The sequence below is a fragment of the Bosea vaviloviae genome (genome assembly GCF_001741865.1).
GTDB classification, from domain to species: Bacteria; Pseudomonadota; Alphaproteobacteria; order Rhizobiales; family Beijerinckiaceae; genus Allobosea; species Allobosea vaviloviae.
The window spans coordinates 6,325,260-6,338,690 of sequence record NZ_CP017147.1 but is presented as its reverse complement, the minus strand read 5'-3'; the positions used below and the strand labels follow the sequence as shown (position 1 = coordinate 6,338,690).

Genomic DNA, 13,431 nt, shown 5'->3' with positions numbered 1-13,431 from the left:
CAAACACAATAGAAAGCGCGCCGGCAAAGGCAGCGCGGCAAGGGAGATGACGCATGGCCGGACCGATGATGCCGCTCTGGGAGGTCTTCATCCGCAGCCGTAACGGGCTCGCGCACAAGCATGTCGGCTCGCTTCATGCCGCAGATGCTACGCTGGCGCTCCAGGCGGCGCGCGACGTCTATACGCGCCGCGGCGAGGGGCTCTCGATCTGGGTCGTGCCATCGACCGCCATCATCGCTTCGGACCCGAGCGATGCCGGCATGATGTTCGAGCCGGCCGAGACGAAGATCTACCGGCATCCGACCTTCTACGAAGTGCCCGACGATGTCGGGCATATGTGAGGATATCGCCATGCCCGTCGCATCGATTTCCGTCTCCGACACGCCGCTGCTGCGCTACACCCTGCGGCGCGCCGACGACGCCCTGATCCTGGGCCATCGCCTCTCGGAATGGTGCGGCCACGCACCGATGATGGAAGAGGACATGGCGCTGGCCAATATGGGCCTCGACCTGATCGGGCAGGCCCGCTCGCTCTACGCCCATGCGGCCAAGGTCGAAGCCGCCGGCCGCGACGAGGACGCCTATGCCTATCTGCGCGACGTGCGCGGCTACGGCAATCTCCTCCTGGTCGAGCAGCCCAACGGCGATTTCGCCCAGACCATGCTGCGCCAGTTCCTCTACGCAGCCTTCATCGATCCGTGGTGGCGGGCCATGATGGGCAGCACCGATGCGACGCTGGCTGCGATCGCCGCCAAAGCGGAGAAGGAGACTGCCTATCATCTGCGGCACGCCTCGGAATGGGTGGTGCGGCTGGGCGACGGCACGCAAGAGAGCCATAGGCGGGCGCAGGCTGCGCTCGATGCGCTCTGGCCCTTCACCGGGGAGATGTTCGAGGTCGATCCGGTCGAGCGCGAGCTGATTGCGGAGGGCGTCGCGATCGATCCCGAGAGCCTGCGCGCCGGTTGGCGCGAGACCGTCGTCAGTGTGCTGGCCCAGGCGACGCTTGCCGTGCCGCAAAACGACTGGATGCAGAAGGGCGGGCGCAACGGCCATCATACCGAGCATCTCGGCCATCTCTTGAGCGAGCTGCAATATCTGCAGCGCGCCTTCCCCGGTGCCGTCTGGTGAACGCCGTCGCGCTCGATCGCGATGCGGCTATGCTCAACGAGAACCGGCTGGACGCGGCCCGGCTCGACGAGGTCCGGCGGATCGCTGGCGCCGTCGTCGATCCCGAAATTCCGGTGCTGTCGATCGCCGATCTCGGCGTGCTGCGCGAGGTGCGCCTCAATGACGGCAGGATCGAGGTCCTGATCACGCCGACCTATTCGGGCTGCCCGGCGATGACGATGATCGCGCTGGAGATCGAGCTCGCGCTGGAGCAAGCCGGCTTCGGACCGGCCACGGTGACGACCGTGCTGTCGCCGGCCTGGACCACCGATTGGATGAGCGAAGACGGCAGGCGCAAGCTGACCGAATACGGCGTCGCGCCTCCTGCCAGAAGCGCCGGGCGCCGGGCGCTTTTCGGTGCGGAAGAGGTCGCCTGCCCGCAATGCGGCTCGGTCGATACATCCCGGCTTGCCGAATTCGGCTCGACCTCATGCAAGGCGCTCTGGCGCTGCAATGCCTGCCGAGAGCCTTTCGACTATTTCCGCTGTCACTGAAACTGGAGTGAGGGGCCGCCATGTCCACCGCCACACCCCGCTTCCATCGCCTGGCCGTCCGCGACGTGAAGCGCGAGACGCAGGACGCTGTCTCGATCGCCTTCGCGGTGCCCGAGGACCTCGCCGCCGATTATCATTTCGCACCCGGCCAGTATCTGACCCTGCGGGCGATGATCGAGGGCGAGGACACGCGCCGTTCCTACTCGATCTGCTCGGGTCCGCAGGATGGCGAACTCCGGATCGCGGTCAAGCAGGTCGATAACGGCCTGTTCTCGACCTGGATCAACGGCAATATCGCGATCGGCGACGCGGTCGATGTGATGACCCCGACTGGCCGCTTCGGTCTCGAACGCGATCCGGGCGATGGGCGCATCCATGTCGGCTTCGCTGCCGGCTCGGGCATCACGCCGATCCTGTCGATCATCCGTGGCGTATTGCAACGCGAGCCGACGAGCCGCTTCTTCCTGTTCTACGGCAATCGCTCGACGCAAGACATTCTGTTCCGGGCGAGCCTGGAGGAGATGAAGGATCGCTTCCTCGGGCGGCTTGCGATCTTTCACGTGCTGTCGCGCGAGGAGCAGGATCTGCCGATCCTGAACGGACGGCTCGACGGCGAAAAGGCGCGGCTCCTGCTGCGCAGCATCGTTCCCGCAGTTACGGTCGACCATGTCTTCATCTGCGGTCCGGCCGCGATGAGCGAGGATCTGGAAGCGACCCTGCAGGAGATCGGCATCGCCGGGGACGCCATCCATGTCGAGCGCTTCGTCTCGGCGCTCGGCGGCCGGCCTCGGCCGAAACCTATCATCGTCGAGGCGAGCGCTCCGCCCGCCCATCTCGGGGCGATGATCGTCGATGGCAAGCGCCGCGAAATCCCGATCGCGGCAGGCGAAGCCATCCTCGACGCGGCATTGCGCGCCGGCATGGACCTGCCCTTCGCCTGCAAGGGCGGCATGTGCTCGACCTGCCGGGCAAAGCTCGTCGAGGGCGAGGCGCAAATGACGGTGAACTACTCGCTGGAGCCGTGGGAGCTCAAGGCCGGGTTCATCCTGACCTGCCAGGCTCATCCGACCAGCGCGCGGGTGGTGGTGGATTTCGATCAGGTTTGATCGCAGCGCGCCTATTCGTCATTGCGAGCGTAGCGAAGCAATCCAGGAGCGGCAGCGCTCTACGCCTTACTGGATTGCTTCGCTGCGCTCGCAATGACGGCGGCGCCCTCACCCCTTCGGGCGCTTGTCGATCACACGCTTGGCCTTGCCGGCCGAGCGTTCCAGCGTTCCGGGAGGCTGGATCAGCACCCGCGTGGTAATGCCGATCGTGTCCTTGATCCGCGTCACCAGCCGTTCGGCCTGAACGGTCAGGCCGGCGCGATCCCAGAACCCCTCGCGAGCCTCGGCCAGCACTGTCATTTCGTCCATGCGGCCTTCGCGCGTCAGCTCGATCAGGAAATGGCCGGCGCACCAGTCGGTGGCGAGCAGCGCCTCCTCGATCTGGGTCGGGAAGACGTTGACGCCGCGCAGGATCATCATGTCGTCGCAGCGTCCGGTCACTTTCTCCATGCGCCGCATGCCGGGTCGCGCCGTGCCCGGCAGAAGCCGGGTCAGGTCGCGGGTGCGATAGCGGATGATCGGGAAGGCTTCCTTGCTGAGCGAGGTGAAGACCAGTTCGCCCGGTTCGCCGTCGGGCAGCACCGCGCCCGTCTCGGGATCGATCACCTCGGGCAGGAAGTGATCCTCCCAGACGTGCAGGCCGTCCTTGGTCTCGACGCATTCCTGGGCGACGCCGGGCCCGATCACCTCCGACAGGCCATAGATGTCGGTGGCGTCCATGGCGAAGGCCTGCTCGATCTCCTCGCGCATCGCATTGGTCCAGGGTTCGGCTCCGAAGACGCCGAAACGCATCGAACTCGCGCGCGGATCAAGCCCCGCCTTGGCGAAGCCGTCCAGGATGGCGAGCATGTAGCTCGGCGTCACCATGATCACCTCGGGCTTGAAATCCGTGATGAGCTGGACCTGGCGCTCGGTCATGCCGCCCGACATCGGCACGACGGCGCAGCCGAGCCGCTCGGCGCCGTAATGGGCCCCTAACCCGCCGGTGAACAGGCCGTAGCCATAAGCGACATGCACCATCATGCCCGGGCGCGCGCCGGCGGCGCGCAGCGAGCGCGCCATGACATTGGCCCACATATCGATATCGGCCGGGGTGTAGCCGACCACGATCGGCCTGCCGGTGGTGCCCGAGGAGCCATGGATGCGCGCGAGTTTCTCGCGCGGCACTGCGAAAAGCCCGAAGGGATAATTGTCGCGCAGGTCCTGCTTCACCGTGAAGGGAAACTTGGCGAGGTCCGAGAGCTGGCGGAAATCGGAGGGGTGGACGCCGGCCGCGTCGAAGGACTGACGATAATGCGGCACGTTTTCATAGGCATGCCGCAGCGACCAGGCCAGGCGTTCACGCTGGAGCGCCATGATTTCGTCGCGAGAGGCGCGCTCCGCCGCGTCGAGCCCGTCCTTCACCGCACCGTCGAATGCCATTGCACGAAGCGCCATGGTCGCCGTCTCCTTCCCACGAGCTTATGATCGGATCGCGCTCTGCGGCGCGTTGGCGGCGGGCTCGATGAACGAGCCGCCGATGGTGCGGGAATGCCCGCGGAACTCGGCGATCGTCTTGCCGTCGCTGGTGACGCGGACATCGTAGATCCCGGAGCGGCCGCTGCGCGAGACTTCACGGGCAGCGGCGACCAGGCGGTTTCCGGCCTTGCCCGGCGCGATATAGGAGATGCTGCAATGGGCGGCGACGGTGGTCTCGCCATAGGAGTTGCAGGCGAAGGCAAAGGCGCTGTCGGCGAGCGCGAAGATGAAACCGCCATGGGCCGTGCCGTGGCCGTTGGTCATCTCGGGCGAGATCGACATCGCCAGCACGGCCTCGCCCGGTCCGATAGAGACGATCTCCATCCCCAGCGCCTGGCTCGCCTTGTCGCTGGCCCACATCACCTGGGCGGCGCGACACGCAATCTCCTCCGGCGAGAGAGCGGCGAGAGGCGCGCTCACGAGTCGCGCCCGGAAAAACGCGGCGGCCGCTTTTCCATGAAGGCGCTCACCCCCTCGCGATAATCCGGTGTGCGGCCGGCCTTGCGCTGGAAATCACGTTCAAGGTCGAGCTGCTCGTCCAGGCTATTCTCTTGCGCGGCATCGAGCGCCTGCTTGATCAGGCTGAGCCCTTGCGTCGGCTGCGTCGCGAGATGCGCGGTCAACCGTTCGGCCTCTTCTTGCAGGGTCGCGTCCTCGACGGTTTTCCAGATCAGGCCCCAGGCTTCGGCGGTCTCGGCCGGGAGAGGCTCCGCCAGCATGGCGAGCCCGCGCGCCCGCGCAGGGCCGACCAGCCGAGGCAGGAAGAAGGTTCCGCCCGAATCCGGCACAAGGCCGACCTTGACGAAGGACTGGATGAACTTTGCCGAGCGGGCGGCCAGCACGATATCGCAGGCGAATGCGATATTGGCACCTGCGCCGGCGGCGACGCCGTTGACGGCGCAGACCACCGGCTTGCGCAAAGCGCGCATCCGCCGCACCAGCGGGTTGTAGAAGGCCTCGATCGTTGCGCCGAGATCGTGGGGTCCATCGCCGCCGAGACGGTCGCTCAGATCCTGCCCGGTGCAGAAGCCGCGACCGGTGCCGGTGAGCAGAACCGCGCGACAGTGCTCGTCGGCGCCAGCCTCGTCGAGAGCCGCGGCCAAGGCCTGATGCATGGCTTCGTTGAAGGCATTCAACCGCTCCGGGCGGTTCAAGGTCAGCTTGGTCCAGCCGTCGCGCTGGTCGACGAGAAGCACGGGCTCCAAGCCTGTCGTCGGCAAGCCTGTCTTCGGCTGCATCGCTATCCTCCCTGGGGTCGGGCTCTTTGAGAGCCTCTTGAATTAACCGGCCGATCGGTTAATCTTTTACGCAAGGAGCTCGCTTGTCAACCTGCGAACGCAAGGCTCCGCTGACCGGGAGGACACAAAGCCATGACCGCGCCCATGACCGCGATTCTGCAAAGCTATGCGCTCGACCAATGGTTCGAGGCGTCCTCCGGTCTCGTCGATATTCCGAGCGCGATCGACGGCCGGGTTGTCGCGCGTGCTTCCAGTACCGGGCTCGACTTTGCCGCGGTGGTTGCGCATGCACGCGATGTCGGCGGGCCGGCTCTGCGGGCGCTGAATTTCCATCAGCGGGCCGATCTGCTCAAGGCGCTGGCTACCTATCTCAACACGCATAAGGAGCCGCTCTACGCTCTGGCTGCCGAGACCGGCGCGACGAAGCGCGACAACCTGATCGATATCGACGGCGGCATCGGCACGCTGTTCGCCTATGCCTCGCGCGGGCGGCGGGATCTGCCGAGCGAGCGTTTCGTCGTGGAAGGTGCAAGCGAGGCGTTGTCCAAGGGCGGCAGCTTCGTCGGCCTCCATGTGCTGACCCCGCTCCAGGGCGTCGCCGTCCACGTCAACGCCTTCAACTTCCCGTGCTGGGGCATGCTGGAGAAGCTCGCGCCCGCGTTGATCGCCGGCGTTCCTGTCATCACCAAGCCAGCGACGGCGACAGCCTATGTCACCGAAGCCGTCATCCGCCTGATCGTCGAGTCCGGCATTCTGCCGGCAGGTGCCTTGCAGTTCGTCTGTGGCGCGACCGGCGACCTGCTCGACCATCTCACGGGGCAGGACGTGCTCTCCTTCACCGGCTCGCTCGGCACCTCGGAGAAGCTGCGCAACCACCCGGTGGTCTCGCGCAACGCCGTACGCTTCATCGCCGAGCGCGATTCCCTCAATGCCGCGGTGCTCGGCCCGGACGCAGGTCCCGGCACGCCCGAATTCGATCTCTTCGTGAAGGAGGTCGTGCGCGAGATGACGGTGAAGGCTGGCCAGAAATGCACGGCGATCCGCCGCATCTTCGTTCCGCGCGAGCTGGAGACAGCCGTCGGCGAGGCGCTGACCGCCCAGCTTGCCGCGATCAAGCTCGGCGACCCGCGTCTTGAGGAGGTCCGCATGGGGCCGCTGGTGAGCCTGGCCCAGCGCCAAGACGTCCGCGCGAAAGTGGCGCAGATCGCAGGCGAGGCTGAGATCCTGTGCGGCGATCCGGCGGGCGGCGCGGTCATCGGCGGCGATATCGCGGCGGGAGCCTTCATGCAGCCGGTGCTGCTGCGTTGCGCCAAACCGCGCGAGGCCCGCCATGCGCACACGACGGAAGCCTTCGGCCCCGTCGCGACCTTGATGGCCTATGACAGCCTGAATGAAGCCGTCGCGCTGGTGGCGATGGGCGAGGGCAGCCTGGTGGCGTCGGTCTTCACTTATGACCAGGCGGTGGCTGAGGCGCTGATCTTCGGCATGGCCTCCTATCATGGCCGCCTGCTCGTCATCGACCGCGACTGCGCCAAGGAATCGACGGGCCACGGCTCGCCGCTGCCATATCTGCTTCATGGCGGTCCCGGTCGCGCCGGCGGCGGCGAGGAGCTCGGCGGCCTGCGCGGCGTGTTCCACTATATGCAGCGCACGGCCTTGCAGGGCTCGCCCGGGCGCCTCTCGCTGCTGACGGGCAATTGGATCAAGGGCGCTCCCGCGCCGGTCGCGGCAACCCACCCCTTCAAGCTGGACTTCGACGCCCTGACCGTCGGCGACACGGTCGAGACCGGTGCGCGCGCGGTCACGCTCGACGACATCGAGCACTTCGCTCATTTCAGCGGCGATACCTTCTACGCGCATATGGACGAGGAGGCGGCCAAGGCGAACCCGTTCTTCCCCGGCCGGGTCGCCCATGGCTATCTCATCCTCGCCTTCGCCGCGGGGCTTTTCGTCGATCCGGCGCCGGGACCGCTCCTGGCCAATTACGGCCTCGACAACCTGCGCTTCCTCAAGCCGGTCTCGCCGGGCGACGCGATCCGCGTCCGCCTCACGGTCAAACAGAAGCAGGCAGCACGGAAGCCGGAATATGGCGAGGTGCGCTGGGACGCCGAGGTCTTCAACCAGGATGACGAGACCGTCGCGCGTTACGAGCTGCTGACGATGAGTGCACGCGTCGCGGCGTAGGCGAAGCCGTCACCGCTTGTGGCGTCTCCGGTTGTTGCTGGCCAGTCGGGTCGTTTGAGGCACGGCTGAAGCGGCTTTTTGCTTCCGCCTCGCTGGCGATCCTGCGCGTCTATAAGCCGATGCTGGACGGGCTTGGCGTGACCTACACGCAGTATCTCGTGCTGAGCGTCGTCTGGGAGAAGGACGGGCTGACGATCGGGGCGATCGGCGAGCGGCTGGCGCTCGAACCCAGCACGATCACGCCGGCGGTCAAGCGGCTCGAGGCAGCGGGGTTTCTCACCCGCCGGCGCAGCAGCACCGACGAGCGCCTGGTCGAGGTGCATCTCACGCAGAAGGGGGCGAGCCTGCATCCCAAGACGGGCTGCCTGACCGACGCGCTGCTGCGCCATTCCGGCTTCGACGTGCCCCAGATGATCGCGCTCAACAAACTGGTCCAAACCCTGCGGCAGGGCATGCGTGAGGCGACGGCCGGGCAATCGGAAACGGTGAGGGGAGATGCAGCAGATTGAGCGAAGCCGCGCCGCAGGGTCTCTATGCGAGCCTCCCATGCGCGTTCGCGGAAAACAGCAGGAACGGTGTGTCACCAGACACAGCCGTTTCGTCAGATTCGCTAGGTCGACTCATTGCTCAGCCCGCAATGCTTTCGGGCAATCAGTCAGCCTTGCGCCAAAATCGACGATGCGATTGCGTTGGAACGCCGGAAAACCGGCGAGAACGCCGGGTGAAGCCGATTATAGGATGACTGTAAAACCGGAGCTCACAAATGAGCAGAGTAATGGCGCGCCCGAAAGGATTCGAACCTCTGACCCTCAGATTCGTAGTCTGATGCTCTATCCAGCTGAGCTACGGGCGCGTACCGGGGCAAGCAGCGCGAGGCGTGCCGACCCGATGGCGCGGAGATAGCCGCTCTCGTTCGTCTTGGCAACCCTGAAATGATGCGCCGGCCAAGCTGATGTGGATGGCCGGCGGAAACAGTGGCACACCTGCTTGTAGACGCGGCAGCGAACCGCCGCGGTGAGCGTCGCGTTCGGTTTCGTGCCAGTGCTTCGGGCCGCTTGCGGCGCCGTTTGGCTCCGCAAGCATGGAATCGGGCTCTCTGAGCGCGTTAAAAATTGACCTTGTCGGCGCCCTTGAGCTGCAGCTCCGCGCGGGCATCCTCGGGCGTCGCGACCTCAAGGCCGAGGCCTTCGATGATCATGCGGGCGGCACGGACCTGGTCGGCGTTGGATTTTGCCAGCTGTCCCGGCCCGAGCCAGAGCGAATCCTCCAGGCCGACGCGCAAGTTTCCACCCATCGAGACCGCCATCGCCGCGATCGGCAATTGGTGGCGGCCGGCGCCGAGCACCGACCAGTGATACTGGTCGCCGAAGAGCCGGTCGGCGGTGCGCTTCATATGGATGACGTCCTCGGGGTGCGGGCCGATGCCGCCGAGGATGCCGAAGACCGACTGGACGAAGAAGGGCGGCTTGACCAGGCCTGTGTCGACGAAATGCGCCAGCGTGTAGAGATGGCCGATATCGTAGCACTCGATCTCGAAACGCGTGCCGTTCTCCGCACAGGTGGTCAGGATGTTCTCGATGTCCTGGAAGGTGTTCTTGAAGATGCGGTCCTTCGAGCCTTCGAGATAGGGCCGCTCCCAATCATGCTTGAAGTCCTTGAAGCGGTTCAGCATCGGGTAGAGGCCGAAATTCATCGAGCCCATGTTGAGCGAGGCGACCTCGGGCTTGAAATAAGCGCAAGGGCCGAGCCGCTCCTCGATACCCATGGTCGGCGAGCCGCCGGTGGTGATGTTGATCACGGCGTTCGTGCGCTGCTTGATGACCTTCAGGAAAGGCTCGAAGGCTGCGGGCGACTGGTCGGGTTGGCCGGTCACCGGGTTGCGGGCATGGAGATGAACCAGCGCCGCGCCGGCCTCGGCCGCACCGACCGCGGCGTCGATGATCTCATCGGCCGTCACCGGCAGATAGGGCGACATGGAGGGGGTGTGGATCGCGCCGGTGACCGCGCAGGTGATGATGACTTTGCGGTTCTTCGCCATGGCGATTCGTCCTTTCGGGCTTGGGGGCGATCTTTGGTCGATCTCAGGAGGGTTTGCGCGTGGAGGCGCGCTTATGCGCCTGCAGAGCTGCAAGTCTGGTGTCGCGCCAGTCGCTCAGGCGCCTGACGCGCTCAGGCGCTTGCGTGCCGGGCCATTCGCGCATGACCTCGGCGACGATGTCCTCCCCGAACGGATTGCCGAGGCCCTCGGACGATTTGACCATGCGGTTCAGGGACTCCGCATAGCGGGTGCAATAATCGGGAATGCCGCCGGGCGCATTGAGCTCGATCGTCTCGAACGGCCCCATGAACGACCAGCGCAGGCCGAGCCCGTCGCGGATCGTCTTGTCGACATCCTCGGCGCTCGCCACCCCCTCACCGACGAGGCGGAAGGCCTCCGCCAGCAGCACGGCCTGGAGGCGGTTCAGCACGAAGCCGGGTTTCTCCTTGCGCAGCGTGATCGGCACCTGGCCGGCCTGCTCATAGAGCGCCTTGGCGCGGGCGACGATCGCGGGATCGGTCCAGGGCGCGGGCGCGAGCTCGACGATCGGCACGAGATGGGGCGGGTTGACCGGATGGGCGACGAGGCAGCGGGCACGGCCTGCGAGGTTTTCGCTGAAGATGGACGCCATGATGAAGGAGGTCGAGGAGGCGAGGATGGTCGAGGGCGCCGCGAGCGCGTCCATCTCGGCGAAGAGCGCCTGCTTGGCCTCAACCGTCTCCGGCCCGTTCTCCTGGACGAGCTCGGCGCCGGCCAGCGCGTCAGTGAGGCTGGTGGCGACGCGAATGCGGGCGGCCGAGCCCTTGGGATCGTCGACAAGGCCGTGGCTGGCGAGCTCCTCGAGATTGGTCGCGATATGGGCTCGGGCCTGATCGGCCGCGCCAGGCGCGACGTCATGCAGCGCGACCTCGAAACCGTGGCTGGCGAAGACGGTGGCCCAGGCGCGTCCGATCAGGCCGGAGCCGACAATGGCGATCTTTGTCATGCGGGAGAGCTCCGAGTGTGAGGCGACAAGCGTCCGTCATTCTCGGGCGAGGCCCCCGGGTCCGGCCTTTGGCCGGCCCAAGGATAAACTCCGCGCAGACCCGAGAATCTCCGGAATGAGATGCTCGAGTCAGGCCCGAGCATGACGGACTGGAAGCGGCGGCCGCAGATCATCACAGCCACAACACCTGCCGGCGCAGCGCCAGATCCTGGCTGAGGGCGCGCGAGGGGCCGGTGTGGACGACCGCGCCGCGCTCCAGCACGACGGTGCGGTCGGACAACGCCAAAGCGAGATCGAGATGATGGTCGACGATCACGATCGCGATCTCCTGTCTCAGCTTGTCGAAGGCCTCGAACAATTCCTCGACGACGGCCGGCGCCAGACCCTCGAAGGGCTCGTCCAACAGCAGCACGCGGGTGTCGCCGGAGAGCGCGCGCGCTACCGCCACCATCTGCTGTTCGCCGCCTGAGAGGTAGTCGGCCGGGGAATGCCAGCGCTGCTTGATGCGCGGGAAGAAGGCGAAGATCTTGTCGTCGTCCCAATGCGAACCATTGCCGGTCAGGCGTTTGAGCCGGCCGAGTTCCATATTGTCCTTGACGCTCATGCCGGCAAAAAGCCCGCGTCCTTGCGGCACATAGGCGATGCCGGCGCGCGCGATCACGGCTGGCGGCAGCCGGGCGATGTCGGAGCCTGCGAGCGTGATCGTGCCGGCCGCGGGCGGGGCGATGCCGGTGATGGTCTTGAGCAGGGTCGATTTGCCGGCGCCGTTGCGGCCGAGCAAGGCGACGATCTCGTTCTCATGCACGTCCAGCGCGACCTGCCGCAGGATATGGCTCTTGCCGTAATAGGTGTCGACGCCGTCGAGCCCGAGCAGCACAGCCTCGCGCGCGGCGCTCTCTCGCGGCTTTTCGGCGAGCGCATGGGCGCCCGAGCCGATATAGACCTCCTGCACGCGCGGCGATAAACGCGCATCCTCGACGGTGCCGTCGACCAGCACCGAGCCCTCGTTCATGACGGTGACGTGGTCGGCGATGGCAAAGACGCGGTCGATATCGTGCTCGACCAGCAGCACGGGCACATCGATCGAGATCGACTTGATCAGATTGCCGACGCGTTCGCGTTCGGCGGCGGCAAGGCCGGCTAGGGGCTCGTCGAGCAGCAGCACGCGCGGCTTGGTCGCCAGCGCCAGCGACATGTCGAGCAGGCGCTGGCCGCCATAGCTGAGCGAGCCCGCTTCCGCGCTCTCGATGCCGCGCAGGCCCATGGTGTCGATGACCTGGCTGGTCTCGTCATTGACCTGCGCCAGCGATGAGGCGGCGCGCCAGGGCGCGAAACGCTCGGCCGCGCGTGCCTGCACGGCCAATCGAACATTCTCCGCGACCGTGAGCGTCGGGAACAGGTTGGTGATCTGGAAGGCGCGCCCGATGCCGGCCTGCGTGATCGCCTCGGGCGAGAGCCCGGCGATCTGGCGCTCGCGCAAACGGACCTCGCCGCGATCGGGCTTGAACAGGCCCGAGATCAGGTTGAAGGCCGTGGTCTTGCCGGCGCCGTTGGGGCCGATCAGCGCATGCAGGCGGCGGTCCTGCATCGTGATGTCGACGCCTTCGACGGCCTTGATGCCGCCAAAGCTTTTGGCGAGGCCGGTTGCGCGCAGGATCGGCCCATCGACGCTGTCGACGGGTTTCATGAAGGCCGGCAGCGTCACCGCGCCGGCCTGGCGGGCCGACATCGCCGCGTCGCCGTCGAGCTGCTTGCGGAAGGGGCGGAGCAGGCGCTCTCCGACGCCGACGAGACCCGTCGGGGAGAAGACGATGAAGGCGACGAAGAGCAGGCCGAACCAGAACAGCCAGTTCTCGGTCGCGCTCGAGAGATAGTCGCGGAAGATGACGAAGAAGAGCGCGCCCAGCGCCGGCCCGAGGAACGAGCGCATGCCGCCGATGACGACCATGGCCAGCAATTCGCCGGAGAAGGCGACCGAGATCGGGTCGGCCGAGGTCATGCGGTTGTTGAACAGCAGCAGCGAGCCGGCAAGCCCGGTCAGCCCGGCCGAGAGCGTGAAGGCCGCAAGCTTGTAGCGGTCGGTCGCATAGCCGAGGAAGCGGGCGCGCTGCTCGTTCTCGCGGATCGCGACCAGCACGGTGCCGACCGGCGAGCGCTGGAAGCGCCAGAGCGCGAAGACCACCGCCATGCCGATGGTGGCGACGAGCATATAGAAGGGCAGCGCCGCCTCGAAATCGATGCCGAGAAAAAGCGGACGCTTGATGCCGCCCAGGCCATCCTCGCCGCCGGTCACCGCTGTCCAGCGAAAGGCGACGGAATAGGTCATGGCGGCGAGCGCCAGCGTCAGCAGCGAGAAATACACGCCCTTGCGACGCAGGATCAGCGCCCCGAAGGCGAAGGCGATGAGAGCCACAAAAGCGACCGCGAGCAGGATCGGCAAGGCGAACTGGCCCGGGAACCAGTTGCGCTGCGCCAGTCCTGCGGCATAGGCGGCAAGCCCGAACCAGGCGCCATGGCCGAAGGAGACGAGCCCGGTCGTGCCGACCAGGATGTTCAGCGCCATGCAGGCGATGGCGAAGACGACGATCTCGGTCGCCGAGGTGGTGCCGAGCCCGATCGCATGCATCAGGGAGGGCAAGGCGAGGAGGCCTGCGGCCGCGATCAGGAGCGGCGCATAGTCGTGCCGGGAGGGTGTCATGGC

The 13,431-nt window shown here is 66.4% G+C and carries 12 protein-coding genes and 1 tRNA gene; 6 read left to right on the top strand and 7 right to left on the bottom strand.

Features of this window, described 5'->3' with window-relative positions; translation table 11 throughout:
* Nucleotides 1-53: 53 nt before the first annotated feature.
* The 4 genes from paaB to paaE are packed head-to-tail and all read left to right on the top strand — an operon-like array spanning nt 54 to nt 2,767.
* Nucleotides 54-341, top strand: coding sequence for a 1,2-phenylacetyl-CoA epoxidase subunit PaaB (paaB, locus tag BHK69_RS29425; RefSeq protein ID WP_069693210.1), 288 nt, complete (start codon nt 54-56; stop codon nt 339-341).
* Nucleotides 342-351: 10 nt separating this feature from the next.
* Complete coding sequence (paaC, locus tag BHK69_RS29420; protein WP_069693209.1) at nt 352-1,128, top strand: 1,2-phenylacetyl-CoA epoxidase subunit PaaC; 777 nt, start codon at nt 352-354, stop codon at nt 1,126-1,128.
* 29 nt (nt 1,129-1,157) lie between these two features.
* Entirely contained in the window at nt 1,158-1,661 is a 504-nt protein-coding gene (gene paaD / locus BHK69_RS29415; RefSeq protein ID WP_083269926.1) for a 1,2-phenylacetyl-CoA epoxidase subunit PaaD, read from the top strand.
* 20 nt (nt 1,662-1,681) lie between these two features.
* On the top strand, nt 1,682-2,767 hold the full coding sequence (gene paaE, locus BHK69_RS29410) for a 1,2-phenylacetyl-CoA epoxidase subunit PaaE (protein ID WP_069693208.1): 1,086 nt from the start codon (nt 1,682-1,684) through the stop codon (nt 2,765-2,767).
* A 108-nt stretch (nt 2,768-2,875) separates the two neighbouring features.
* Here paaE and paaK read toward each other — a convergent pair whose 3' ends face one another.
* From paaK to paaG, 3 genes are read right to left on the bottom strand one after another with little or no spacing between them, the layout of a single operon-like run.
* A complete protein-coding gene (gene paaK / locus BHK69_RS29405) occupies nt 2,876-4,204 on the bottom strand; it encodes a phenylacetate--CoA ligase PaaK (protein WP_069693207.1) in 1,329 nt (442 codons plus the stop codon).
* A 24-nt stretch (nt 4,205-4,228) separates the two neighbouring features.
* Nucleotides 4,229-4,645, bottom strand: coding sequence for a hydroxyphenylacetyl-CoA thioesterase PaaI (gene paaI / locus BHK69_RS29400; RefSeq protein ID WP_083269750.1), 417 nt, complete (start codon nt 4,643-4,645; stop codon nt 4,229-4,231).
* Nucleotides 4,646-4,701: 56 nt separating this feature from the next.
* On the bottom strand, nt 4,702-5,523 hold the full coding sequence (paaG, locus tag BHK69_RS29395; protein WP_069693205.1) for a 2-(1,2-epoxy-1,2-dihydrophenyl)acetyl-CoA isomerase PaaG: 822 nt from the start codon (nt 5,521-5,523) through the stop codon (nt 4,702-4,704).
* A 144-nt stretch (nt 5,524-5,667) separates the two neighbouring features.
* On the opposite strand from paaG, the gene paaZ reads away from it, so the two are divergent.
* Entirely contained in the window at nt 5,668-7,707 is a 2,040-nt protein-coding gene (gene paaZ / locus BHK69_RS29390) for a phenylacetic acid degradation bifunctional protein PaaZ (RefSeq protein ID WP_069694063.1), read from the top strand.
* A 137-nt stretch (nt 7,708-7,844) separates the two neighbouring features.
* Entirely contained in the window at nt 7,845-8,216 is a 372-nt protein-coding gene (locus BHK69_RS29385; protein ID WP_342029742.1) for a MarR family transcriptional regulator, read from the top strand.
* Nucleotides 8,217-8,483: 267 nt separating this feature from the next.
* Here the strand turns inward: BHK69_RS29385 and BHK69_RS29380 are convergent.
* The 4 genes from BHK69_RS29380 to BHK69_RS29365 all read right to left on the bottom strand — a co-directional run bounded on the left by BHK69_RS29380 (nt 8,484) and on the right by BHK69_RS29365 (nt 13,428).
* A tRNA-Arg gene (locus tag BHK69_RS29380) sits at nt 8,484-8,560 on the bottom strand.
* Nucleotides 8,561-8,812: 252 nt separating this feature from the next.
* Nucleotides 8,813-9,745 (bottom strand): 3,5-dioxohexanoate:acetyl-CoA acetone transferase, encoded by a 933-nt coding sequence (kce, locus tag BHK69_RS29375; protein WP_069693203.1) that lies wholly within the window; start codon nt 9,743-9,745, stop codon nt 8,813-8,815.
* A 43-nt stretch (nt 9,746-9,788) separates the two neighbouring features.
* Nucleotides 9,789-10,730 (bottom strand): 3-hydroxyacyl-CoA dehydrogenase, encoded by a 942-nt coding sequence (locus BHK69_RS29370; protein WP_069693202.1) that lies wholly within the window; start codon nt 10,728-10,730, stop codon nt 9,789-9,791.
* A 172-nt stretch (nt 10,731-10,902) separates the two neighbouring features.
* Nucleotides 10,903-13,428 (bottom strand): branched-chain amino acid ABC transporter ATP-binding protein/permease, encoded by a 2,526-nt coding sequence (locus BHK69_RS29365; protein ID WP_069693201.1) that lies wholly within the window; start codon nt 13,426-13,428, stop codon nt 10,903-10,905.
* Nucleotides 13,429-13,431: the final 3 nt, after the last annotated feature.

Excerpts from the sequence above, each read along its gene's own strand:
- paaB (WP_069693210.1), top strand. The coding sequence starts at position 54 with ATGGCCGGACCGATGATGCCGCTCTGGGAGGTCTTCATCCGCAGCCGT.
- paaC (WP_069693209.1), top strand. The coding sequence starts at position 352 with ATGCCCGTCGCATCGATTTCCGTCTCCGACACGCCGCTGCTGCGCTAC.
- paaD (WP_083269926.1), top strand. The coding sequence starts at position 1,158 with ATGCTCAACGAGAACCGGCTGGACGCGGCCCGGCTCGACGAGGTCCGG.
- paaE (WP_069693208.1), top strand. The coding sequence starts at position 1,682 with ATGTCCACCGCCACACCCCGCTTCCATCGCCTGGCCGTCCGCGACGTG.
- paaK (WP_069693207.1), bottom strand. The coding sequence starts at position 4,204 with ATGGCGCTTCGTGCAATGGCATTCGACGGTGCGGTGAAGGACGGGCTC.
- paaI (WP_083269750.1), bottom strand. The coding sequence starts at position 4,645 with ATGTGGGCCAGCGACAAGGCGAGCCAGGCGCTGGGGATGGAGATCGTC.
- paaG (WP_069693205.1), bottom strand. The coding sequence starts at position 5,523 with ATGCAGCCGAAGACAGGCTTGCCGACGACAGGCTTGGAGCCCGTGCTT.
- paaZ (WP_069694063.1), top strand. The coding sequence starts at position 5,668 with ATGACCGCGATTCTGCAAAGCTATGCGCTCGACCAATGGTTCGAGGCG.
- kce (WP_069693203.1), bottom strand. The coding sequence starts at position 9,745 with ATGGCGAAGAACCGCAAAGTCATCATCACCTGCGCGGTCACCGGCGCG.
- BHK69_RS29370 (WP_069693202.1), bottom strand. The coding sequence starts at position 10,730 with ATGACAAAGATCGCCATTGTCGGCTCCGGCCTGATCGGACGCGCCTGG.
- BHK69_RS29365 (WP_069693201.1), bottom strand. The coding sequence starts at position 13,428 with ATGACACCCTCCCGGCACGACTATGCGCCGCTCCTGATCGCGGCCGCA.